Annotated in this window: 14 protein-coding genes; 5 read left to right on the forward strand and 9 right to left on the reverse strand. The window is 72.0% G+C overall.

Annotation, left to right across the window (positions count from 1 at the left end; translation table 11 throughout):
- Positions 1 to 975 (forward strand): MFS transporter (locus tag E1300_RS33665; RefSeq protein ID WP_131761151.1); only part of this gene is annotated, 975 nt, incomplete at its 5' end.
- Here the strand turns inward: E1300_RS33665 and E1300_RS52885 are convergent.
- On the reverse strand, positions 969 to 1,169 hold the full coding sequence (locus tag E1300_RS52885) for a DUF3072 domain-containing protein (RefSeq protein WP_278045405.1): 201 nt from the start codon (positions 1,167 to 1,169) through the stop codon (positions 969 to 971). The genes E1300_RS33665 and E1300_RS52885 overlap by 7 nt on opposite strands.
- 155 nt (positions 1,170 to 1,324) lie before the next feature.
- Positions 1,325 to 4,267 (reverse strand): FxSxx-COOH system tetratricopeptide repeat protein, encoded by a 2,943-nt coding sequence (gene fxsT, locus E1300_RS33675; RefSeq protein ID WP_131761153.1) that lies wholly within the window; start codon positions 4,265 to 4,267, stop codon positions 1,325 to 1,327.
- 348 nt (positions 4,268 to 4,615) lie between these two features.
- On the opposite strand from fxsT (E1300_RS33675), the gene E1300_RS33680 reads away from it, so the two are divergent.
- Positions 4,616 to 5,317, forward strand: coding sequence for a hypothetical protein (locus tag E1300_RS33680; RefSeq protein WP_131761154.1), 702 nt, complete (start codon positions 4,616 to 4,618; stop codon positions 5,315 to 5,317).
- 20 nt (positions 5,318 to 5,337) lie between these two features.
- Here the strand turns inward: E1300_RS33680 and fxsT (E1300_RS33685) are convergent, their stop codons facing one another.
- From fxsT (E1300_RS33685) to E1300_RS33695, 3 genes are all read right to left on the reverse strand, one after another.
- Complete coding sequence (gene fxsT / locus E1300_RS33685; protein WP_131761155.1) at positions 5,338 to 8,148, reverse strand: FxSxx-COOH system tetratricopeptide repeat protein; 2,811 nt, start codon at positions 8,146 to 8,148, stop codon at positions 5,338 to 5,340.
- 86 nt (positions 8,149 to 8,234) lie between these two features.
- A complete protein-coding gene (locus E1300_RS33690; protein ID WP_131761156.1) occupies positions 8,235 to 9,062 on the reverse strand; it encodes a serine peptidase in 828 nt (275 codons plus the stop codon).
- Between the two features lie 96 nt (positions 9,063 to 9,158).
- A complete protein-coding gene (locus E1300_RS33695; RefSeq protein ID WP_131761157.1) occupies positions 9,159 to 9,896 on the reverse strand; it encodes a tetratricopeptide repeat protein in 738 nt (245 codons plus the stop codon).
- 358 nt (positions 9,897 to 10,254) lie between these two features.
- On the opposite strand from E1300_RS33695, the gene fxsT (E1300_RS33700) reads away from it, so the two are divergent.
- Positions 10,255 to 12,870, forward strand: coding sequence for an FxSxx-COOH system tetratricopeptide repeat protein (fxsT, locus tag E1300_RS33700; RefSeq protein WP_131761158.1), 2,616 nt, complete (start codon positions 10,255 to 10,257; stop codon positions 12,868 to 12,870).
- Here the strand turns inward: fxsT (E1300_RS33700) and E1300_RS33705 are convergent.
- The 4 genes from E1300_RS33705 to E1300_RS33720 all read right to left on the reverse strand — a co-directional run bounded on the left by E1300_RS33705 (position 12,867) and on the right by E1300_RS33720 (position 19,558).
- Entirely contained in the window at positions 12,867 to 14,447 is a 1,581-nt protein-coding gene (locus E1300_RS33705) for an aKG-HExxH-type peptide beta-hydroxylase (protein WP_131761159.1), read from the reverse strand. The two genes, fxsT (E1300_RS33700) and E1300_RS33705, sit on opposite strands and share 4 nt — an antisense overlap.
- A gap of 3 nt (positions 14,448 to 14,450) precedes the next feature.
- Positions 14,451 to 14,633, reverse strand: coding sequence for a hypothetical protein (locus E1300_RS33710; protein WP_131761160.1), 183 nt, complete (start codon positions 14,631 to 14,633; stop codon positions 14,451 to 14,453).
- A gap of 123 nt (positions 14,634 to 14,756) precedes the next feature.
- Positions 14,757 to 18,995 (reverse strand): hypothetical protein, encoded by a 4,239-nt coding sequence (locus E1300_RS33715; RefSeq protein ID WP_131761161.1) that lies wholly within the window; start codon positions 18,993 to 18,995, stop codon positions 14,757 to 14,759.
- Positions 18,996 to 19,099: 104 nt separating this feature from the next.
- Entirely contained in the window at positions 19,100 to 19,558 is a 459-nt protein-coding gene (locus E1300_RS33720; RefSeq protein ID WP_131761162.1) for a MerR family transcriptional regulator, read from the reverse strand.
- A 25-nt stretch (positions 19,559 to 19,583) separates the two neighbouring features.
- Here E1300_RS33720 and E1300_RS33725 point away from each other — a divergent pair, with 25 nt between their 5' ends.
- Together E1300_RS33725 and E1300_RS33730 are read left to right on the forward strand one after the other, a co-directional pair.
- Complete coding sequence (locus E1300_RS33725) at positions 19,584 to 21,041, forward strand: MFS transporter (RefSeq protein WP_131761163.1); 1,458 nt, start codon at positions 19,584 to 19,586, stop codon at positions 21,039 to 21,041.
- 153 nt (positions 21,042 to 21,194) lie between these two features.
- Positions 21,195 to 21,813, forward strand: a 619-nt coding sequence (locus E1300_RS33730; RefSeq protein ID WP_207400099.1) for a GlxA family transcriptional regulator, incomplete at its 3' end; no start/stop codon positions are given.

Raw genomic sequence — 21,813 nt, forward strand, 5'->3', positions numbered from 1 at the left:
CTGTGGAGCGCCGTGGGCGCGGCCGGGGCCGCCGCCGGCTCCGTGGCGGGCGGCGTCCTCACCGGCCTCGCCGGCTGGCCCTGGGTGTTCCTCGTGAACGTCCCGCTGACGGCGCTCACGGTCCTCGCCGCGCTGCGCGTCCCGCACGGCGCGGCGGCCCGTCCCGGACGGGCGCGCCTGGACGTGGCGGGCGCCGTCCTCGCCACCGGCGGCCTCGTCGCGCTGGTCTACGGGCTCCTCGAAGGCGGCACCGGCGGCTGGTCGGAGCCGCGCGTGCTCGCCGCGCTGGCCGCCGCCCCCGTAGCGCTGTGCCTGTTCCTCGCGCACCAGGCCCGCTGGGCCGCCGCGCCGCTCGTACCGCTCGGGCTGTTCCGGTCGCGACCCGTCAGCGCCGCGAACGCGGTCGTCTTCTGCCTCGGGCTGGGCTTCTTCGCGAGCCCCGTCCTGCTGTCGTTGTACGTGCAGCAGGCCCTCGGCTACACGCCGATGCGCGCCGGGCTGGCGTTCCTGCCCGCCGCCGCCGCGCTCTTCGCGGGCGCCCAGGCCGCCGGGCGGCTCACCCACCGGTACGGCGTCCGCGCCGTCGCCGCCGGCGGCGCCCTGCTCGCCGCCGCGGGCTTCGCCTGGCTCGCCGGACTGGGCGCGCACACCGCCTACTGGCCCGCGATCGCCCTACCCCAGGTGCTCTTCGGGCTGGGGATCGGTGTGGCCTTCACCCCGATCACCGTCGCCGCGACCAGCGTGCCCCCGGACGTGGCCGGTGTCGCCGCGGGCGTGCTCAACACCGTCCGCCAGGTCGCCGCCGCGGTCGGGCTGGCCGCCCTGTCCACGGTGGCGACCGCGCGGTCCGGCGGCTACGGCGAAGCCTTCCTCGCCGCCGCCGTCACCGCCGCGACCGCCGCCGCCGGAGCCGCGTCCCTCCTCCCGGCCCGCCGCCCACCCGAACGGCATCGGTCGGGGGCGTCCGGTCACTGACCGCCCTGGACGCGCTCGCTCCGCTGCTGCAACTCGTCGATGAGCCGCGACGCCTCCGACTTCGACAGCCCCTCGGGCACCTCCTCGCCCGCCTCCCGGGCGAGCGTCTGCAGGTAGGACTCCTGCGGAGCCGTCATGGGCTCGTCCCCGGTCGTCCAGTCCTGCGGGTCCTTCTCCACGGGTCCCTGCGACACGATCCCTCCTCCAGTCGAACGGGTGTTCGCCATTCCCGCCCCAACCGCCCCCAAACCCCCACCAAGCCCTCCGCCCCCGCCAAGACCGCGCCCAGGGGGCGGACACGGACTGAACAGACCGCGTCCGCAAGATCCACCGACCGAGCCGCCTGACCTCAGTTGACGTCCGGCTCAATATCAAGATCGACCCGCTCCTTGCGACCGACCGCCCGTGTCTCCGGATGGTGCTGCGAGAGGACCGCCCGGTAGCGCTCCAGCGTCTCGTCATGGAGCGCCGAGGCCCGGTCGCCGGAGCCCGCCCTCCAGAGGTCGAGGGCCAGGTTCGCGGCCGTGGCCAGGGTGAACGGATGATCCTCGCCGCGCACCTGGCGTGACAGCGAGAACGCCCGCTCACCCATGCGGACGGCCTCGTCCGCGGCGCCCGCGGCGGCCAGGTCGCTCGCGTGGTTGCACATGACGACCAGGCAGTACGGATGCTCCTGGCCGAAGATGCGGACGAGCCCGTCGAGCGCCTCGGCGTCGATCCGATGTGCTTCCTCCAGGTCGCCTGCGTAGCGGAGAACGGGCGCCATGTTCGCTTTCGCGGCGAACGTATTGGGATGTTCCTCGCCGATGACCTCGCTCATCCTCCTGATGATCGACTCCGCCAGGGTGCGGGCGCTCCGCAGCCTTCCGGCGAGCCGGCGATCGTTCACGAGGTTGGCGGCCACCGTCAGGGTCTGCCGGTGGTCGGCTCCCATGACGGCCTGGTGCCGGGCGTACACGGTCTCAAGGTGGTCCAGGGCCTCCCTGTGGTGACCGACACGGCGCAGCGCCACCCCGAGATCGAGCGAGAACAGCAGCGTGGGCTGCAACCAGGGCTCGTCGCGCCGCTCCACGATCCTGTTGATCTTGATCAGCTCGTCGAGCGACTCCTCGTACCGGCCCAGCCTGCGCAGGTCGCGGGCCACCGCGAACTGCGAGTCGAGGGTGCGCAGATGCATCTCGCCCAGGACGTAGACGCGTGCCGCGTGGGTGCGCAAATCGTATTCCAGGGCTTTCTCGTAATGGCCGATGCATCGCAATCCGATGGCGATGTTGTTCAGCATGTTGAGCGTTTGGAAATGGTCTTCGCCGAAAACGCGCATATACAGTGGAAGCAGGTGCTCGTCCTGTTCGAGCGCCTCCTTGTACCTGCCGAACACGCGGAGATCGATGCCGTGGTTCCGGGCGCAGTTGAGGAAGACCTCGTTCTCTTCGCCGTACCGCGACCGCAACCGCTCTTTGACGTCCATGTCGAGGTTGGACGCCTCGCGCAATCTTCCCAACTGCCTGAGCACGTGGCCCAGTTCGGTAGCCAGCGCGAGCGTCTGCAGATGGTCCTCGCCGAGGTTGCGTCGCCATCGGCCGAACCCGTACTCGGCGAGTCTGTATGCCTCGCTGAACCTGGCCCTCACCTGCAGCCAGCGCACCTGGTTGATCACCAGATCGCGCGTCGGGGCATGGTCACTGTCCACTGCGCCAGACGGGATCAGATGCGGGCGCGAGATCTGGTAAGCCCTGTCGTTCTCCTCCTTCTCCGGCGCCAAGCGGTCGGAAGCGGCGAGAAGCACGTGCGCGATCCTTCGCTTCCTGCGCTCCTCCTCAGGGCCGTCCTGCCGGATGCTCATCTCCACGACGGCCTTAACGATGCGATGGAGTTGCAGCTCGCTTTGTAGGGCGTCGTACCTCAGTAGCGAGAAACGCGCGAGTTCACGTACGGCGAGCCGAAAACGCTTGGTGTCAGTGAGTACGCTCCGGGCTTCGGGGGGAAGTTCTTCGCGCGCCAGGGGTTGGACGAGCAATTCCTCGGAGAGCGGCTCTGGAGAGATCATGGCGACCACGCGCAGCAGTGTCACCGCCTCGGGGGTGAGTGCTTCTTGCGTTATCGCGTAGGACGTTGCGACAGCATGTGGGTACAGGAAGTCAGCGTCGGGGTGGACGATCTCTCTCGCTGTTCGCCGGAAGGCGTGCAGGTAGTCCTCGACCGTCGCCTCGGTTTCGTTGAGGTAGGCGGCGGCGTGCTCCGCAGCCAGCGGCAGCCCGTCCAGGACCTTGGCCAGCTCGAAGATCGATTCACGGTAGGCTGCCTCCTCGACCGGGTCCGGCTCCGCCGCACGGCCGCTGCCGTCCTCTGGTAGCCGAAAAGGCCGCAGCGTCGTCAGCCGGTTCTCGAGGAACTCGGTCGCCTCCTCGATCTCGAATTCCCTGATGTCCAGGGTGGCCGCGGGCAGTGCGCGTCGCCACCCCTGGGACTGGGTGGTGATCAGGACGTGCGCGCCGTCCTCGGGGAGGTAGCGGAGGATTACCTCGGGACGGATGGCGTTGTCGAAGATGAGCAAAGAGGTTTGATAGGGAACGCCCCACTGCAGTGCCTTGAGCGTTGACCGGATGAGCTGATCGCTGTCGCCGCCGCGCGTGTCGTGGAGTTCGAGGTGGTCCGCGAGGTCGGTGAGGGCGTCCCGGATCAGGTCCTCCTGTTCCGCGCGGATCCACCACACCAGCTCGTAGTCGCGGCGGTGCCGGTGGGCGTACTCGACGGCGATCTCAGTTTTCCCGACCCCTCCCTGCCCGTAGAGGGCTTGGACGACCGGTCCCTCCCGATCGGCGGTCGCCTGCTGCCCGTAGCCGGCTTCCAGCGCCTGGAGCTCAGCGAAACGTGCCGTGAAATGGGGATTCCTGGACGGGATCGAGGAACCCCAGAGTGATCTGGTCGTATCCGATAGTCGAATGCGCGAAGGTTCGGGCACCTCCGTTCGCGATCGCGATTCGCCCACGGGTGACGCCTCGGCGCTCTGCCCACCTTCCAGTTCGGCGCGCCGGGCAGCCGACCAGAGCGGCCGGTAGTCGTCCACGGACCCGCCGAGTTCCTCGACCACCAGTGCCAGGAAGTGCCAGGCGGGGACCCTTGGACCGGCGAGCGTGTTGTAGACGCTCGACGTACTGATCACCCCTCTGCCGATGCCTGCCACGGTCTGGCGCACGGACGGTAGTCCCGCCTCCAGGTGCAGTTCGTTGAGGCGGTCGAAGAGGTCGGTGATCGGCCCGGGCGGCGTGGGCCGCCGTCTGATCGAACCCATCTACTCCCTTCCGCCTGCGAGATCCAACGTGTACAAGTATGTCAAGAATTGTGCATCCGTACTACGATGTACGTTACGAGACTTGTTCATCTTGATCCAATGAGCGCGATTGTGCCTCCGACATGACGGTCCGTCAGGCTTGGTGTTCTTCTGCACGCGGTGGGCTTAGCCTCGCCCATACTGAGCACGGGCGAAGCGCGGCTGACAACACTCCTCAAGTGAGGCGGCCATGCTGCCGATCAATGGGGACGCTGATCTTCATGCACGAGTTTCGACCGGTGACATGGCTTTTGAGCTCGATGGCACCAGGCGTCAGTCAGACCTGGCGCGCGCAGGCGAGGAGATCGCATGGATTCGACCGAGGCCCTTGGACTGGCGGAGCCGTCCAAGGGGCGGGCAAGCCAGCTTGCGACAGCCGGAACACCTGTTCCTGAGAGCGTGCGCCGCTCGGGACCAGTCCTGGAGGACCCAGTTCCTCGCATCATTCTCGCCGTGGACATGGAGGGCTCCACGGCCCGCAAGAACCCGGTCAAGATCAGGCTTCGGCAGCTGACGTATTCGATGCTCGACGAGGCCATGCAGGAGACAGGCATCGAAGACCGGCACCTGGAGAGGCTCACCGACCGCGGGGACGGTGTGCTCGTTCTGGTGCGTCCGGTTGACGAGGTTCCCAAGACGCGGCTTCTCGACACGTTCGTCCCCACACTCTGCGCGCTCCTGACCCGATACAACGCTGACTTGGGAAGTGACTCGGAGGAGCGTCTCAGGCTGAGGCTCGTCGTCCATGTGGGAGAGATCCACGACGACGGCAAGGGCTTCTGTGGTGAGGATCTCGATGTCGCCTTCCGGCTGCTGGACGCTCCGCGGGTCAAGCGTACGCTCAACACCATCGATGGTCCGTTGATCGTCGTCGTGTCCGAGGAGATCTACCGGTCGATCATCTGCCAGGGGTACAGCAGCATCGACGCGCGTGCTTACGAGAAGGGCGTGGGAGTGCGGGTCGGCGGACGCACATGCCGTGGGCGTCTGCACATTCCGGCGATCATTTGAAAGCTGACGTCTATCGCTGCTTAGGAGAGTAGGGAGATTTCGGTCTTCACTTCTGCTAGCAGGTGGGCGGGGCCGCCTGAGGTTTCGTAGATCGTTCGGGCTCGGTCGAAGCTCTCGGCCGCTTCTTCTGTGAGGCCCAGGTGGCGTTGGGCCATGCCGAGGGCTGTCAGGGCCGCCGCGTTGTAGCAGTGGTCGACCGTGCCGTGGTCCTCTACGTAGAGGTCCACTGCTTCTTGGGCCGTCGCCAGGGCTTCGTCGGCGCGGTCGTTGAGGAGGAGGGTGCGCGCGAGTGCGCTGAGGCTTCCTGCTACCACGACGGGGACGGGGTAGTACTCCCGCAGGAACTGCGCGGCGCGCTCCTGGAGCCGTGCTCCCTCCGCGGGCCTGCCGGACGACGCGATGACGATGCCGAGCTGCTCCTCGGCGCGGATCGTCTCGACGTGGTCGGGGCCGTACAGGTCGCGTGCCATCTCGATCGCCTGGACGGCGGCGGTGCGCGCCGCGTCCGGTTCGTGCAGGTCGCAGAGGACGGCCGCCTGCCAGCGGTAGGCGACGGTGCGCTCGCGGTCCGGTGCGGCGGCGGTCTTGCGCCAGATGACGTCGGCCTGGTCGTAGATCGCCCGCGCCTGCTCCAGGTCGCCCTTCCGCCAGGTCGCGTAGGCGAGCCGGGCGAGGAGCTCGGCGGTGCGGCGGTCCGCCATGCCGTGGGCGCGCTCGCAGATGTCGGCGCCGTCCCGGAGCACGCCGATCGCCTCGCCGGGGTCGCCCGTCTCGGTCAGCGCCCGGCCGAGGAGCCGCAGAGCCGGTATCAGGGACGGGTGGGCCGGGTTCGTGTGCGCGCGCATGGTGTCGAGCGCCTCGCGCGCCGTCTTCACCGCGGACACGTGGCGGCCGAGGTAGCAGTCCGACTCGCCGCGGGCGACGAGGAGCTCGGCGTACTCCGGGGACCGGACGCCGTGGGCGTGGGCCGTCAGGGCGAGGGCGTGGTCGAGGATGCCGAGCGCCTGCTGGTGCTGGTCGCGCACCTGGAGGTAGGCGGCGGCGCGCTGGAGGAGGGCGGACGTCTCGACCGGCGCGGCCAGGTGCCGGCGGCTGTGGCGGGCGACCGCCGCGGCGTGCGGGAGCAGCGCGGCGCAGTCGCGCCAGGAGCTGGACTCGCGCGGCTGCCGGGGGAACCGCGCCTCCAGGACGGCCGCCGCGACGGCCGTCCACTCGGGCAGCTCGTCCGCCGGGATCGACCGCTGCACCATCGTCCGGACGAGCGGGTGCAGCGTGACCGTCGAGGCGGTGGCGTCCACGAGCGCGTACTCGGACAGCGCGCCGATCGCCTCGTCGTAGTCCACGGGATGCTCGGCGAGGTCGTTCAGCCAGGCGGGGGCCAGGTCGAGGCGGGGCCGGACCACGTCGCGGGGGATGTGCTCGGGGTCGAAGAACGTGAACAGCCTGAGGAGGTGCGCGCTCTCCGGCCGCTCGTCGCCGACGCGGGCCATCGACATCGACCAGGTCGTGGCCGCCGTGCCGCAGTAGTCGTCCGGTCCGTTGAGGTGCATGAGTTCCGCGGGGGCGCGGTCGAGCAGTTCGGAGTAGCGGCGCCAGCCGGTGCGGTTGCGGACGGCGTAGGCGGCGGCCTGCGCGAGGGCCAGCGGGAGGTCGCCCAGGGTGCCGGCGATGGAGTCGACCTCGTGCTCGGTGTCGTCGGCGCGGCCCGCGGCCTTGGCGAGGAACGCCAGCGACTCGTCCCGGGTGAAGGGGGTGACGCGGATCGGGTCCGCCATCGTCCAGGACGAGGTGCGGGAGGTGACCAGGACGGCGCCCACGTCCGATGCCGGCCACCAGGGCGCCAGGTCGTGCTGGTCCTCGGCGTTGTCGTAGATGATCAGCCAGCGCTGCCCGCGCCTGGCGATCTCGTGGAACAGCAGGGCCGCCCCGCGCCCGCCGCCGTCCGGCGGCACGCCGAGCCGGTCGGCCAGCTGGTCCAGATCGCGGACGAGGGAGAAGGGGTCGCCGGCGTCCACCCACCAGACGCCGTCGAACCGGTCCGCGAAGCGATGGGCGAACTCGCGTGCGAGCTGGCTCTTGCCGACCCCGCCCATCCCGTGGAGGACGCACGCCGCGGGCGGCACCTCGGGAGTGGCCAGGAGGATCCGCGCCATGCGGTCCAGCGTGTCCTGCCTGCCGGTGAAGAACCGGTTGCGGCGCGGCAGCCGGGACGGTTCCGGGGGAGAGGCGCTTGGGCGGCTGGGCTCGGTCGTGTTTTGCACAGTCCGGACGAAGGCGTATGTCCGGGTCTCCTTCTCGTAGACGCGGAAGCGCTCGTAGGCGTCCGGGGCGCTGTCGGGGTCGTTCCGGACGACCTCGTCATGGAACCAGGGCGACACCACCAGGGCGAGCGGGGCCGATGACGCGGCGAGGGCGGCTTTGACTGGTTTGGCATTGAGGAGCCGGAATGTCAGGTTGACGCACGCGCCCACGACACCGTGCTCGTCGTGGACGACCTCACCGGCGTGCAGCGACATCCGCAGCCTGAACTGGGCGTTCGGTTCGCATCGGGCATTGTGCTCGTCGAGCGCGGCGGCCAGTTCGCGCGGCAGGGACCCGCTCAACCGCGCCTTGGGAACGTCCGAGGGGATCAGGACCAGCGCGCCGTCGCCGCGGTCCTCGCGATGGCAGCCTGGCCACGGGATCTCGGAGCGCTCGAACGCGCGGCGCAGCGCCGAGTACAGGGCCTCGCGCACCGCGACCTGGTCGGGCGTCGTCCTCTCGCGGGCGCAGAAGGCTTCCACGTCGACGCCCAGCACCGTCTGGTGCCGCGCGGCCGGTCGTGCGGCCATGTGCGCTCACCCCCAGGAGAGTGGCCGCTTCCCAGGTTGCTAGGTCGAGCTCACCATCTCAACGGCTTTCCCTGACCGGAAGTTGCTCAGAGGTGTAGAAGGGATCTCACCTCCGGCGTCCGCAGGTAGGTCTTGACGGCGTGGAACTCCCAGGATCCGAGCGTGAGCTCGACGTCCTCCTCGATGCCCGCGAAACGCCGGGACAGCTTCGGCGGGATGGCCACGACGTCCCCGACGTCGGCGACGTTCACCCACCGCTCCACACCCGGCGGCCGCGCCCCTCGGTCGCCGGCCGGAGCCGGCCGCAGCTGCTCGAAGACGACGCCGCGCAGGCCGAGCGGGCTGCCGAGGGTGAGGAGGAAGGGGAGCCGGACGTCCGGCATCGTGTAGAGCGCCTCGTAGGCGAGGACGCTGCCGAGCGAGTGCGCGACGAGGACGTCCGGCCGATGGTGGTCGATCGCCGCGCGCACGGCGTCGATGGCCCGCTGCCTGCGCGGCGGCCTCGTCTGGTAGGTGTTGACCTCGCGGCAGAACGCCAGCACCGCCGAACGCGTGCCGGCGGGGAACCGCTTGGCGATCCAGTCCGCCGCGGCGCGCACCCGCACGGTCCGCGTGCCCTGCGCGTCGGACGGCTCGGTGCCCGCCTGCTCGCCGCGCAGCAGCGCCGCCCAGGCGATCAGCAGCTCCTGCTCGCGCGGCTCCAGCAGCTCGGGCGCGTCCGGGGCCTGGAGCGTCCCCCGGTACAGGTGGTGGGAGTAGTAGCAGACGCGCAGATCGACCGGCCGGTCACGGGTCCCGGTGAGGGCGTCGCGCCACGCCCGGCTCACGGCGTCGGCCGCGGCCGGCGCCGACCGCCGGTTCTCCAGGTAGTAGCGGATGTTCCAGATGCCGTGGATGCCAAGAATGCGGGTCATGCCGCAGCCTCCGCGGGGCGAGGTCGATCTGCCCATGGTCGCGTATCCGCGGCAACATGAAGTGAGACTTATGACGCAATTTGCATGCGATGTCCGTCACTCGTCCCCGCCGACGGACCTCTCCAGCCGCTCCAGGATGCGGCGTGCCTGCTCGGTCTCGACGGCCGCCTGGTCCTGGTCGAGTTCCGTGACGCGCGTGAGCCGATCCTTGGCCTGTTGCGGCCGTCCCGCGAATACCGCGATTCGCCCCGCACGCAAATGCGTGCGCGGACGGTCCGGAACCCGCTCCAGCTCGGCCGCTATTTCGGCCTCGGCTCTGGCGAACTCCCCGAGGCCGGCGAATGCCAGGGCGCGCGCCGTCCGGGTGTCGGTCTCATCGGCGGCCGGAAGTCCCAGTTCGAGCGCACGGTCGAGATCGGCGAGAGCCGCGTCATAAGATCCGAGCTCGGCGCGGACCTGACCACGTCCGGCCAATGCCCGCGCGGCACTCCGATTTCTGGTCAGCGCCTGTTCGAGCGTCGCCTCCGCGTCGGCCGGGGAGCCGCTGAGCCATTGCGCGTAACCGAGCCCCGTGAGGGCCTCGACGTCGCCGGGAGCACGGGCGACGGCCTGGCGCCAGAGGTCGGTGGCGGACCCGAGGCGGCCCTCCGCCATGGAGAGGTCGGCCAGTGCGGCGAGGGCGCTGGCGGCGGCATGCGTGTCCTCAAGCTGCACGAACAGCGACAGGGCCGCGCGGAAGGAGCGCTCCGCGCCCGCCCGCTCGCCCTCGTCCCTCGCCCGCTCGCCCTCGGCCATCAGCTCGGATGCGCGGCGTCTCTGGTCCGCACTCCTCATCGGTGCCCTCCCGCCGGAGAAGGGGTCCTCCGAGCGTCGCGGTCGTCGGGATACACGTCAAACCAAGACGGGTGTCGGATTCAAGGCCGATGTCGGCCACTTGGAGAGGTGGTCAGATGGGCGTCCCTGAGACGTCACAACATCACATCCTTGTGTATCACTAAGCGTGACGATAGCTTCAACCCATAGTGTCGGCTAGGTCAAAGGGCCGGACAAAGGCTAATAGTAGAGCGATCTTTTACTTGCGGTACGGTAAGTAAGGACGTTTGCGTTCCTCGGTAGGTTCAAGCCCTCTATCCTGTGAGTTTTTTCCGGTTCGGGGTGAATGCAACCCTCGGTAGTGGCTTAGGCGGGTAAGGTGACTGACGTTACGGGTGAAGGTGTCGTTAGTGTCCCCACTCGTGCGAGGCGACCGATTTGGTGTAGAGAGATCCCTTTCAGGAATCCGCACTTCACGGGCCGCGAACGCGCGCTGGCGACCCTGTACGAACGGCTGACCTCGGCGTCCGGCGGAAAGGCGTCCGGCGAGGTGACCACCGCCCTCCTGAGCCAGCCGACGACGCCCCTCTACGGCCTCGGCGGCGTCGGCAAGACGGAGATCGCCGCGGAGTACTGCCACCGCTACTCGTCCGAGTACGACCTGGTCTGGTGGATCGGCGCGGAGCAGGAGGACACCATCCGCGACGGCCTCGTGGCGCTGGGACACCAGATGGGCCTGCCGGACTTCCGCGCCCAGGAGCGCGACTACTCGGCGCAGGTCGTTCTCGACGCCCTCCGCGCCGGCCAGCCCTACGACCGCTGGCTGCTGGTGTTCGACAACGCCACCCAGCCCGAGGTCGTCAGCAAGTACGTCCCCCAGGGCACCGGGCACGTCATCCTCACCTCGCGCGTCACCGAGTGGCGCCGCAGCCTTCGCACCGACGGCATCGAGGTCGCCGAGTTCGACCTGCCCGAGACGGTCGACTTCCTGCGCAAGCGCGTCGAGCTGCTCCGCCCCTCGGACGACCAGGTCGAGGAGAAGGCCCGGCTCGAACAGGCCGAACGGCTCGCCCAGGCTCTCGACAACCTGCCGCTGGCGGCCGAGCACGCCGCCGCCTTCCTGGTCGAGACCGGAACTCCCATCGAGGAGTACCTGGCCCAATACGCCCGCAACGCCCACGAGCTGTTCGGCCAGGACGTCGACATCTACTATCCACACGCCGTCGCCACGACCTGGAGCGTCTCCCGGGGCACGATCTCCCGCGAGGCCGACAGCCTGTTCCAGTTGCTGGCGTTCTTCTCCCCCGAACCCGTCTCGGAGGAGCTGCTCGTCCAGCCGAACCGCGCCCCGAGCCTGCCCGGCCCGCTGAGCATGGTCGTCGGCGACCTCCAGGAGTACCGCCGCGCGGCTCGGGAGCTGGCCCGGTTCTCGCTCGTGAAGATCTTCGGTGTCCGCAACGTCGTGCAGATGCACCGGGTCGTGCAGGCGGTCACCCGCGGACGGCTGGAACGCGAGGACGCCGAGGCCGCGGCCGAGTTCCGCGCCGCGGTGCACACCCTGCTCGCGGCGTCCGACCCGGGCTCGCCCGACCTGGAGGAGAACGACCCGATCTACGAGCGCTCGCGCCACCACCTGATGCCGTCGGGCGCCCTCCAATCACCGGACAGGCTGGTCCGTGCCCTGATCATCAACCAGGTGCGCCGCATGCACCTGCGCGGCGGCTACAGCGAGAGCCTCAGCCTCGGTGAAGCGGCGCTGGGCTCATGGCGCACGCTCTTCGGGCAGGACGACCTCCAGACGCTGTCGGTCTCCGTCGAGGTCGCCTGGGCGCTGCTGCGCAGCAACAGGCTTGAGGAGGCGCGGCAACTCATCGTCGACACGCTGGAGCGGGTCCGTAGCAGCCATGGGGAGTCTCACGACGTCTACCTGCGCGGCGCGCGCGTCCACGGGACGTGCCTCCGCACGCTCGGCCGGTTCAACGAGGCGTACGAGCACGACGCGCAGATGCTGCCGGTGTACGAGAGGGAGCTGCGCGGCGAGCACCTCGAAACGTGGACGCTCCGCAACAACATCGCGCTCGACCTGCGGTGCCTGGGCCGGTACAGCGAGGCGCTGGAGATGGACGAGCTGACGCTCACCGGCCGTGAGCGGCTCCTCGGGCCCATCCATGCGGACACGCTGACCTCCCGGTGGGCGGTGGCGCGCGATCTGCGGCAGCTCGGCCGCTACGAGGAGTCTCTCGACCTCCTGCGGAGGATCAACCAGACCCAGGAGGACAAGAACGAGCCGTATCACTACGGTCGGCTCCTGGTCCTCGCCGACCAGTCGGTCGCCCTCCGGCGGATGGGCTACCACAAGGAAGCCCATCACGAAGGGCTTGAGGCGCTACAGCAGCACAGGTCGACCCTCGGGCCGGAGCACCGGCAGACCCTTCTGGTCGCGACCAACCTCGTCAACGACTACCGCCTCACCGACGACCTCGGTGCGGCACAGAAACTCGGCGAGGAGACCCTCGCCCTGTGGGAGAAGCAGTCCGGGGCCGACCACCCGAACACCCTGGCGACCATGGCCAATCTCGCCGTGGTGCTGCGCATGCGGGACAATCCCGCCGCGGCCGAAGAGCTCAACGTGCGCGCACTCGCGGGGATGAGGCACGCGCACGGCAACGAAGAGCATCCGCATGTCCTGATCATCTCCGCGAACCTGGCGAGTGACCTCGCGGCCTTGGGCGAGGTGCAGCGCGCGCGTGAGCTGGGCGAGAAGACGCTGGACGCGATCACCCGGATGCTGGGGGCGGAGCATCCCTGGACGCTGGCGATCGCCGCGAACCTCGCGCTCGACCGGAGGGCCAGCGGTGACGAGAGCAGCGCGCACGGTCTCTACGAGACCAGCTACGCCATCAGCCGGCGAACGCTGACCGTCGAACACCCGCTGACCCGCATCATGTCGCAGCGCGGCAGGATCAACATGGACCTTGAGCCGATGGCTCCCTAGTCTCCGCGGCGTCGATGGTCGCTGAGCCACTCGCTGAGCCGGCGGGGATCCACGGGTGCCCCGGCCGCGTCGGGCCCGCGGTGGCGCAAGCGCGTATGCAGGGCGGCGACGACCTCGGGCTGTCTGCACAGGAAGGCGTCCGGCTGTAGGTGGAGATGGCAGAGGGCGAGACCCACCCATGCGTCCGGATCGTGCCGCGCGTCGACGCGGACCTCGTAGCCCGCCGCCGCGGCGGCGTAACGTCCCTCCAGGAGATGCGCCTCGTCGGCGCCGGTGGCCTCCACGGCCGGGTCGGCCGTTCGACCGGCCGCCCGCTCCAGCAGCATCGAGCGTCCTGAGGGCATGAGCCGCTGCGCCGGTGCGGGAACGAGGTGGACGGACACCGGGAAGGGGCGCCGGCGGGCCCTCCAGTGCTCGGCGAGCTTCTCGATCGCGGCTCCGTCCGGACGCAGGTGGCGCATCCGCCAGTGGAGGCGGTGGTCCGCGGCGGCGTCCAGGGCGTGCCGCGCCACGTCCGAGCGTCGAGGATCCCGCAGCTCGGCGGGCAGATGCGGTTCCTCGTGCCAGCGTTCCGCCTGCGAGCGCATGGCGGTGACGAGGTGGGCTCCCAGTTCGGTGAGCGCCCCGGAGGCGGCGAGGCGTTCGAGCGCCTCGCGCGTCGGCTCCAGCCATCGTAGGAAACGCGCCGCGGCGGGCAGCGTGGCGCCCTGCCGCTGCCAGAAGTCCAGCAGGCCCATGTACGCGTGAGCGCCGTGGAGCAGGCCCGCCGCCGGGCGCGGATCCCGCCGCCACGGCGAGTACAGCATCCGGCTCGGCTCCGGGACGAGGAGCGGGAGCAGGTCGGTCACCGCCCCGAGCAGCGCGTGTCTGAACTCGTGCACCAGGATCTCGGCGAAGTCGAGGGCGTTCGCGGGGAGCGTCAGGGCGATGGCGCCGAAGGCCCAGTCCGAGGTGGCGCTGAAGGACGCGGTGCGGCCGCCGTGTCGCAGGGGGACCAGCGTGTTGACCGCGCCCGCGATCGCGGCGGCGGTGTCCGGAGCGTGGCGGACGAGCAGGTGCCATGCCTCCGCCAGCCGTTGCAGCCAGATCTTCAGGTCCGCCGTGGAGTCGATGGTGGCGCGATCTCCATAGATCCCGAAATGGGGATCGCTGTCATCGAGACGCACGCTGAGCGTGAGCCCACCCGAACTCACTTCGAGTCTCGGAACGCGCGATCCGCGCGGGTCCGCGGCCCGGCTTTCCCGGACGAGGTTCTTCAGGTATCCGGTGTCCGGTGTCTCACCGTTTCTCAGCGCTCGCAGGAACAGCATGGCCCACACGCCGATCTGGGGCCTGCCGATCACTTCCCGTGCCGCGACGGGCGACCTCTGCTGCAGGTCGGCCAGATCGGTGAGCGCGTGCTCGATCGGTTCGGCCTGGTCCCTCGGGAGCTGGCGCGCGGCGGAGCGCCGCACCGCCTCCAGCAGCAGCTGGTGCTTGCTCAGCTCCGCGGCGCGAAGCCCTTCGACCAGTGCCGGTCCGACCCGTCCGCTGACCATCGCGGCCAGCTCCGCGGTGTTCAGCCGATGCCGGTCCATGGGTCAGCCGTAGGCCGGCGGTTGCACTCCATCGTTGTTCCACAGGGGGAGTGACGCGTCGTGGGACCCGCCCGCGCAGCGCGTTGCGGCGGCGATGACGTCGTCGGTCAGGTCGGCGAGCCGCTCCAGCGGTGTGGAGGACAGGTCGACGATGATCGATTCCAGGTCGCAATCGAGCCCCGCCATCGACAACCTCCTCAGGGGGATTCCCGCGATGATACTTCCCTCGTCGAATGCGAGACAGGACGGACTTGACTGCTGATAGGCCATCACATGTCAAGAAAGGGTGCAAGACCGGTCTAGTAGCGGTCACTGCTCGGAGCGTGGCGGGGCGGCCGGACGCGATGGAACGGTCGAGGCCGCGGGGCCGGACGAGAAGGTGACGATGTCCCAGTGCATCGCGGCGACGATGTGCCCGGCCGGTGTGAGCAGGAGGCGCTGGGCGGTCTCGGGGAGGGCGATCTTCTGCAGCATCGTCCGTTCGTCCAGGTCCCAGACGCGCATCGTCGCGTCCCGGGTGGCGACGGCGGCGAGGGTCCTGGTGCCGAGGCGGGCGCAGGCGACGGCGGTGACGGGGACGCCGCCGCCGGCGAGCGGGGGGCCGGTCTCGCGGCCGGTGGGGACGTCCCAGGTGCGGAGGCGTCCGTCCAGCATGCCGGCGACCAGTACCGGACGCCGGCCGACGCGGGCGCAGGCCACGGCGCCCGCCTCGTCGCAGTGGTCGATGGGGTGGCCGCCCGCGTCCATGGTCGCGAGGTCCCAGATGCGGACGGCGCCGGTGGCCGAGAGGGAGACGACGATGCCGCGGTCGCCCGTGCCGGGGCACGGCGCCAGGTCGGCGACGGGCGCCTGGTCGTCGCCGCGGAGCGTGCTCAGGCGCTCGCCCGTGGCGGCGTCCCAGACGGCCATGGCGCCGTCGCCGCTGCCGGTGATGAGGATGTCGCGGCGGCCCAGGCGGAGGGTCGCGAGGGACGTGAAGGGGCCCGCGCCGTCGAGGCCGGGGAGGGCGGGGAGGGGGCGCAGGGTGGTCAGGTCCCACTCCTGGACGCCGTGGTCGCCCGCTGTGAGGGCCGTGGGACGGCCGCCGGGCAGGACGGCGAGGGGGCCGCCGGCGGGGATCTCGGACGGGCGGGCGGTGTCCGGCGGCCAGACGAGGGTCCTGCCTTCGTGGTCGCTGGAGAGGACGACGGTGCGTCCGGACACGTCGGCGCAGGCGAGGGAGGCGATGGGGGACAGGTGGCCGCGGTGGGGTGAGCCGAGGGGCGTCACGGAGGCGAGGTCCCAGGTGCGGAGGCAGCCGTCGGCGCCCGCCGTGATCGCGACGGGTTTCTGGGCGATGACGGCGCAGGCCGCGGCGGTGACCTGGGTGCCGTGGGTGAAGCGGACGGTGGTGCCGGAGTCCGGGGGCAGGCCGGTGACGTGGACGAGGCCGTCGTCGTAGCCCACGACGGCGACGGGGGCGCCGGTCCGGACGCCGGTCAGCGCGCGGGGAAGCCGGTCGGCCGCCTCCTCGGCGGGCCCGGCGCGGTGCGGGGGGACGGCGGTGCCGGTCGCGGCCGGGTCCAGCCGGACGACGCCGTCGGGGCCGCAGGCGATCACGAGGTCGTCGACGGTGGTCAGGAGGATCTCGCCCGGTTCGGCGGAGACGGTGTGGCGGGCGATCACGGTTCCGGTCAGCAGGTCCCAGCAGGTGATCGTCCCGTCGCCCGCGGGGGCGAACGCGCGGAGCCGGCCGTCGATCTCGACGCAGGCGACGGAGCCGCCCGGCGGCTCGCCGGCGGGCGGGCGTCCGGCGGCGGGCGGCGGTTCGCTGGCAGGCGGTGTCCCGACGGGGGCGAGGGTGGTGAGGTCCCAGGCGCGGACGGTGCCGTTGTCGGCCGCGGCGACGGCGACCGCGGCGTCCGGGGGGCCCGCGCAGACGAGGTCCGTGATCTCGTAGGTGTGGCCGTGGAGGGTGCCGCCGATCCGGGCGCCGCCGGCGAGGTCCCAGACGTTGACGGCGCCGCGCGGGTGGCCGCTCACGACGACCGTCCGGGACGCGACGGTGGCGCAGGCGAGCGCGGTCGCGGCGTCGTCGCCGAGCCGGACGCCGGTGAAGGCGCCGGTGGCGAGGTCGAAGACGCCGGGCGGCCCGTCGGCGGGCGCGACCACGGCGACGGGGCGTCCGGCGGCGGAGACGGCGCAGGCGAGCGCGGTCACCGGTCCGGCGGCCACCTGGATCGTCTGGCGGAGGGCGGCGGCGACCTGGCTCCCGGACGCCCGCAGCGGCCGCCACGCGCGCCCGGCGCCGAGGTCCTCGGCGAGGGCGGTGCTGCCGTAGCGGGCGGCGTCGACGGCGAGGACCTGGCGGCGCTCGTCGGCGGCGAGGGTCCGGTGGCGGCGGATCGAGGTGCGGTAGACGGCGGCGGCGAGCCGGGCCTCGGCGCTCGCGGCGGCGGGGAGGGCCGGTTCGAGGGTGACGGGGTCCGCGGCGGCGAGGAAGCCGGGGTGGCGGAGCAGCTCGTCGGCGCGGTCGGCGGCGACGGCGTGCTGGATCGCGTGCCGGCGGGCGTAAGGGACGGCGCCGTCCCACGTCCCGGGCAGCAGGAGGTCGAGGATGCCGCCCTCCTTGGCGGGGTCGCGGAGGTGGTCGGCGAGGCCCTGGTGGAAGAGGCGGTAGAGGGTGGTGCCGTCGGTGTCGGCGCTCTGCCGCAGGTAGAAGCGGGCCTCGGCGAGCAGGGCGCGGACGTCGTCGCAGCCGCCGAACAGCGGGATGAGCGTGCGGGCGACCTCCAGCGGCATCCCCTCGCCGCGGGCGTGGGCGAGCATGCTGAGGACGCGGCGGAGCGGCGAGCTGGCGTCCAGGATCAGGTCGAGGACGTCCGGCATGGTGCCGGGGACCTGGCGGCCGAACGCGGCGGCCTCGGCGGGGTCCAGGACGGGGGGCTGCCGCGTGACGAGCCGGTGCGTGTACAGGGAGGCGACGAGGAACTCGCCCCAGCGGCCGGCGGCTCCGGGACGTCCGGTGATGGCCGACAGGCGTTCGGCGACCGCGGTCGCGAAGGCCGCCGCGGCGGGCGCGTAGGCGGAGGTGTCGTAGGGCGACGCGAGCCTGAGCAGCAGGCGGACGTAGTCCTCGACGTCCCGCCGGATCTCCTCGCGCGACCGGTCGTCGAGGTCGATGACGGCGTCGTCGGCGCCGGCGGCGGCCCGCAGCATCTCGAACGCCGGGCCCGGGCGGGTGGCGACGAGCATCCGGCAGAGGGGCCGGCCCCCGGCGTCCCGCGCGAGGGCGAGCGCGCGGAGCTCGTCCGCGAGCGCCTCGGGCTGGAGCGCCTCGTCGACCGCGTCGATGACGAGCGCGGGGCGGGGGCGGCCGTGCAGGGCCTCCATGAGGGACGGCCAGTCGGGGACGTCGCCGAGGCCGAGCTGCCCGGCCAGCGAGCCGAGGATCTCCGCGGTGCCGCGCTGCCGGGCGTGCGCGACCGCGAGCGCCGCGTTCTCCGCCGGGACGTGCCCGACCGGGAACCACAGGCGCTGGGTCTGCCTGCGGAGCTTCGGATGGGCGGCGCACACGAGCAGGCCGAGCACGGCCGACTTCCCCGACCCGGGGCTGCCCGTGACGATGCGCAGCGAGCCCCGCGCGCCGCCGTCGAGCCAGCGCGACAGCGCGCCCATCTCCCGCCGCCGCCCGGTGAAGCAGCCGCTCGCCTCGTCGTCCTCCCAGATCCGGCCGGACGCGCGGAGCGTGTAGTGCCGCGGGTCGGCGACCTGGTCGAGGACGTCCACGAACGCGCCGACGGGGCCCTCGACGTTCTCGCGGACCTCCTTCGCCGGGTCGGCGTCGTGGGCGGGGTTGGCGAAGAACGGCGGGACGTCCTCGGCCTCGGCGAGGTCGACGAGCCCGCCGATCGCGTCCTGCGGGTAGGCGTCGCTGGAGGCGACGAGCCGGTCGAGCTCCTGCTTGACGCGCTTGGCGAACACGGTCAGCCGGACGTACCGCGAGCCGCCGTGGACGTCCCGCTCGCGGCGTCCGATGGCGTGCAGGACGTTGGCGGCGGCCTCGGTGAACCGGCCGTCGAACGCCGCGCGGCCGGGCGGGCAGGCGGCGAGCACCCAGGAGCGCCGGGACGCGCCGGGGGCCGCCGGCGGGGGTGGGCGGCGGGCGACCAGCCCCGCCTGGCACAGGTCGAGCAGGAACAGGACGCGGGGCCGGCCCTGGGGGCCGAAGTCCTCGACCTCCTTGATCCAGTCGCTGATCCTGGTGGCGCGGTCGTGCCGGCCGTCGGCGCCGACCGCGTACAGCTCGCCGGTCTCGGCGACCAGCCCGTGGCTGAGGACGGCGACGACGAGCAGGTCGTCGCTTTCCAGCCGCTCGACGTGCTCGTAGAAGGCCTCGCCCATCGCGCGCGCCGTGGCGTCGGCGCCCGACAGGACCGTGCACGCGTAGCCGAAGTCCTCCAGGGCCCGCCGCAGCAGCCGTCCCCGTTCGACCGCCCTGGCGATGGCCGTCCAGCCGCCGCCGGTGAACTCGCCCACCACGACGCACAGCGCCAGCCGTCTCGGCATCCCGCCACCCCGATCGACTCGATCCTCAGGCTACGCGTTGGCGGGGCCCGGAGATCGTGCCGGAGGATGCACTATTCCACACAACTTTCCACGTTCCGGGCGCGTCAGTCGTCGGGGGTGGGGGCCCAGAGGCGGTCGGCGTCCCCGGCGGCGAGGCGGCCGCGGTAGACGTCGATCTTGTGGTCGATGAGTTCGAGGCTCCGCCGGATCTCGGCGAGCCTGGCGGTCACGTCGGCGCGGTGCGACTCCAGGAGGGCGAGGCGCTCCTGCTCGTTGCCGCGTCCGGCGGAGACCAGCTCGGCGTAGCGGCGGATCGTCCGGATGGGCATGCCGGTGGCGCGGAGCCGGGTGCAGACGAGGATCCAGTCGAGGTCGAGCCGGCCGTAGCGGCGCCAGCCGCCGGACGTGCGGTCGACGGGGGTGACGACCAGGCCGGCGCGCTCGTAGTAGCGCAGGGTGTGGACGCTGACGCCGGTGCGGCGGGCGGCCTCGGCGATGCTCAGGCCGCCCTCCGGAACGGGCCGCGCGGACTCGGGCTGCGGTCGCCCGTTGACTTCGAGCACGCTCTAAATCCTAGCGTCGGGGGCCATGAACCCTCCAACGCCGCCGAGCCCCCGCCGCCGGGCGCTCGTGCTCGCGATCTGCTGCGCCAGCGTGGTCGTGGTCGTCATGGACATCTCGATCGTGAACGTCGCGCTCCCGGCGATCCGCCGCGACCTGCACGCCTCGGTGTCCGGCCTCCAGTGGACGGTCGACGCCTACACCCTCGTGCTGGCGGGCTTCCTCGTGCCGGCCGGGGCGAGCGCCGACCGGTTCGGGCGCCGGCGCGTCTTCCAGATCGGGCTGGCGGCGTTCGGGCTCGGCTCGCTGCTGTGCGCGCTGGCGCCGGGCACCGGCTGGCTGGTCGCGGCGCGGGCCGTGCAGGGCGCCGGCGGCACGATGCTGAACCCGGTGGCGATGGCGATCGTCGCGACGACGTTCGAGGACCCGGCCGAGCGGGCCAGGGCCATCGGGGTGTTCGGGTCGATGGCGGGCCTTGCGCTGGCGCTGGGCCCGGTCCTCGGCGGCGCCCTGGTGGACGGCCTCGGCTGGAGCGCCGTCTTCTGGGTCAACGTGCCGGTCACGGTGGCCGCGTTCGCGTGCGCCGCGCTGTTCGTGCCCGAGTCCCGGGCCGTCCGGGCGCGCCGGTTCGACCCGGTGGGCCAGGCGCTGACGGTCCTCGTGCTCGGCGGCACCGTCTGCGCGATCATCGAGTCGCGGACGCTGGGCTGGACGTCGCCGGTCATCCTCGGGCTGCTCGCCGCCGCCGCGCTGGGCGTCCTCGGCCTCCTCGCCACCGAGCCGCGCCGCGCCGATCCGCTGCTGGAGCTGCGGCTGTTCCGCAGCGTGCCGTTCAGCGCGGCGATCGTGACGGCGCTGTGGGCGCTGTGCGGCTTCGGCGCGTTCCTGTTCGTGACGACCCAGTACCTCCAGGACGTGCGGGGCCTGTCCGCGCTGGAGGCCGGGCTGTGCCTGCTGCCGGTCGGGGCGCTGATCATCCTGCTGTCGCCGCTCGTCGGGCGGGCGGTCGGCACGCGCGGGCCGCGGCTGCCGCTGGTGGTCGCCGGAACCGCGCTGGCCCTCGGCGGCCTCGCGTCGCTCCGGCTCGGACCGTCCACGCCGCTGCCGGCCGTGCTCGCGACCTACCTGCTGTTCGGCGTCTTCCTCGCCGCCGTCAACCCGCCGATCACGAACACGGCGGTCTCCGGGATGCCCCGCTCGATGGCGGGGGTCGCCGCCTCGCTCGCGTCCGCCGGACGGCAGACGGGCACCGCGCTCGGCGTCGCGATCTCCGGGACCGTCGTCGGCGCGGCCCGCGGCCCGTCGTTCACCGCCGCGGCGCACGGCGTCTGGTGGCCGGTCGCCGCGCTCGGCGCCGGCATCGCCGCCCTGGGCCTGCTCAGCACCGGACGCCGGGCCATGGCCACCGCCCGGAGGGCGGCGGAGTCCTTCGAGGCCCTGGACACCGCCGCGACACCTCCGAGACCACCCGCGCACACCCCCTGACCCGGGGTCGCCCGGAATCTCGCTCCTCAGGCTGTCCATCCAGCTTGCACCGTGTTGTATGCGGCGGTCCGCCGCATGCCGGCAGGGCGGAACTCCGCGAGGGACGGGGACGTCGAACAGGGGTCGCGCCGGTGTTCGAGTGCTGAGGAGCCGATGAGCCCGTTCCGTTCCATCGCCGTGTACGTGCCCCAGCGGGCGAGGGTCTTCGAACTGGGGATGGTCGTCGAGGTCTTCGCCGACCGCACGTCCCGGGGCCTGCCTTCCTTCGAGGTGTCGCTGTGCACCGGCGTCCCGGGGGAGGTGCTCACCGACTCGGGCCTGACAGTGGAGATCGAGCACGGCCTCGACCGCCTCGGCGCCGCCGACCTGGTCGTCCTGCTGCCGGGGGGATGCGCGCCGGACCCGTCCTGCGGGGCCGGGCCCCCGGGGCGCGGGGACCCGCCCGCGAGGGCGTTGCCCGCCCCGGCCTCGCCCGCCCTCGTCGCCGCGGTCCGGGCCGCGTACGAGCGGGGCGCGATCCTGGCGGGCCTGTGCTGCGGGTCGTTCCCGCTGGCGGACGCCGGCCTGCTGGACGGCAGGCGCGTCGCGGTGCACTGGAGCGTCGCGGCCGACTTCGCGGCGCGCTATCCGGCGGTGCGCCTCGCGGCGGACGCCCTCTACGCCGACGAGGGGCGGATCGTGACCGGCGCCGGGGCCGCCGCCGGGCTCGACATGCTGCTGCACGTGCTGCGCCGGGAGCACGGCGCGGCGGTGGCGGGCGCGGTCGCGCGGG

It is taken from the genome of Actinomadura fibrosa (assembly GCF_900659615.1).
GTDB lineage: Bacteria > Actinomycetota > Actinomycetes > Streptosporangiales > Streptosporangiaceae > Spirillospora > Spirillospora fibrosa.

Excerpts from the sequence above, each read along its gene's own strand:
- E1300_RS33715 (WP_131761161.1), bottom strand. The coding sequence starts at position 18,995 with ATGCCGAGACGGCTGGCGCTGTGCGTCGTGGTGGGCGAGTTCACCGGC.
- E1300_RS33680 (WP_131761154.1), top strand. The coding sequence starts at position 4,616 with ATGGATTCGACCGAGGCCCTTGGACTGGCGGAGCCGTCCAAGGGGCGG.
- fxsT (WP_131761155.1), bottom strand. The coding sequence starts at position 8,148 with ATGGCCGCACGACCGGCCGCGCGGCACCAGACGGTGCTGGGCGTCGAC.
- E1300_RS33690 (WP_131761156.1), bottom strand. The coding sequence starts at position 9,062 with ATGACCCGCATTCTTGGCATCCACGGCATCTGGAACATCCGCTACTAC.
- fxsT (WP_131761153.1), bottom strand. The coding sequence starts at position 4,267 with ATGGGTTCGATCAGACGGCGGCCCACGCCGCCCGGGCCGATCACCGAC.
- E1300_RS33695 (WP_131761157.1), bottom strand. The coding sequence starts at position 9,896 with ATGAGGAGTGCGGACCAGAGACGCCGCGCATCCGAGCTGATGGCCGAG.
- E1300_RS33710 (WP_131761160.1), bottom strand. The coding sequence starts at position 14,633 with ATGGCGGGGCTCGATTGCGACCTGGAATCGATCATCGTCGACCTGTCC.
- E1300_RS33725 (WP_131761163.1), top strand. The coding sequence starts at position 19,584 with ATGAACCCTCCAACGCCGCCGAGCCCCCGCCGCCGGGCGCTCGTGCTC.
- E1300_RS33705 (WP_131761159.1), bottom strand. The coding sequence starts at position 14,447 with ATGGACCGGCATCGGCTGAACACCGCGGAGCTGGCCGCGATGGTCAGC.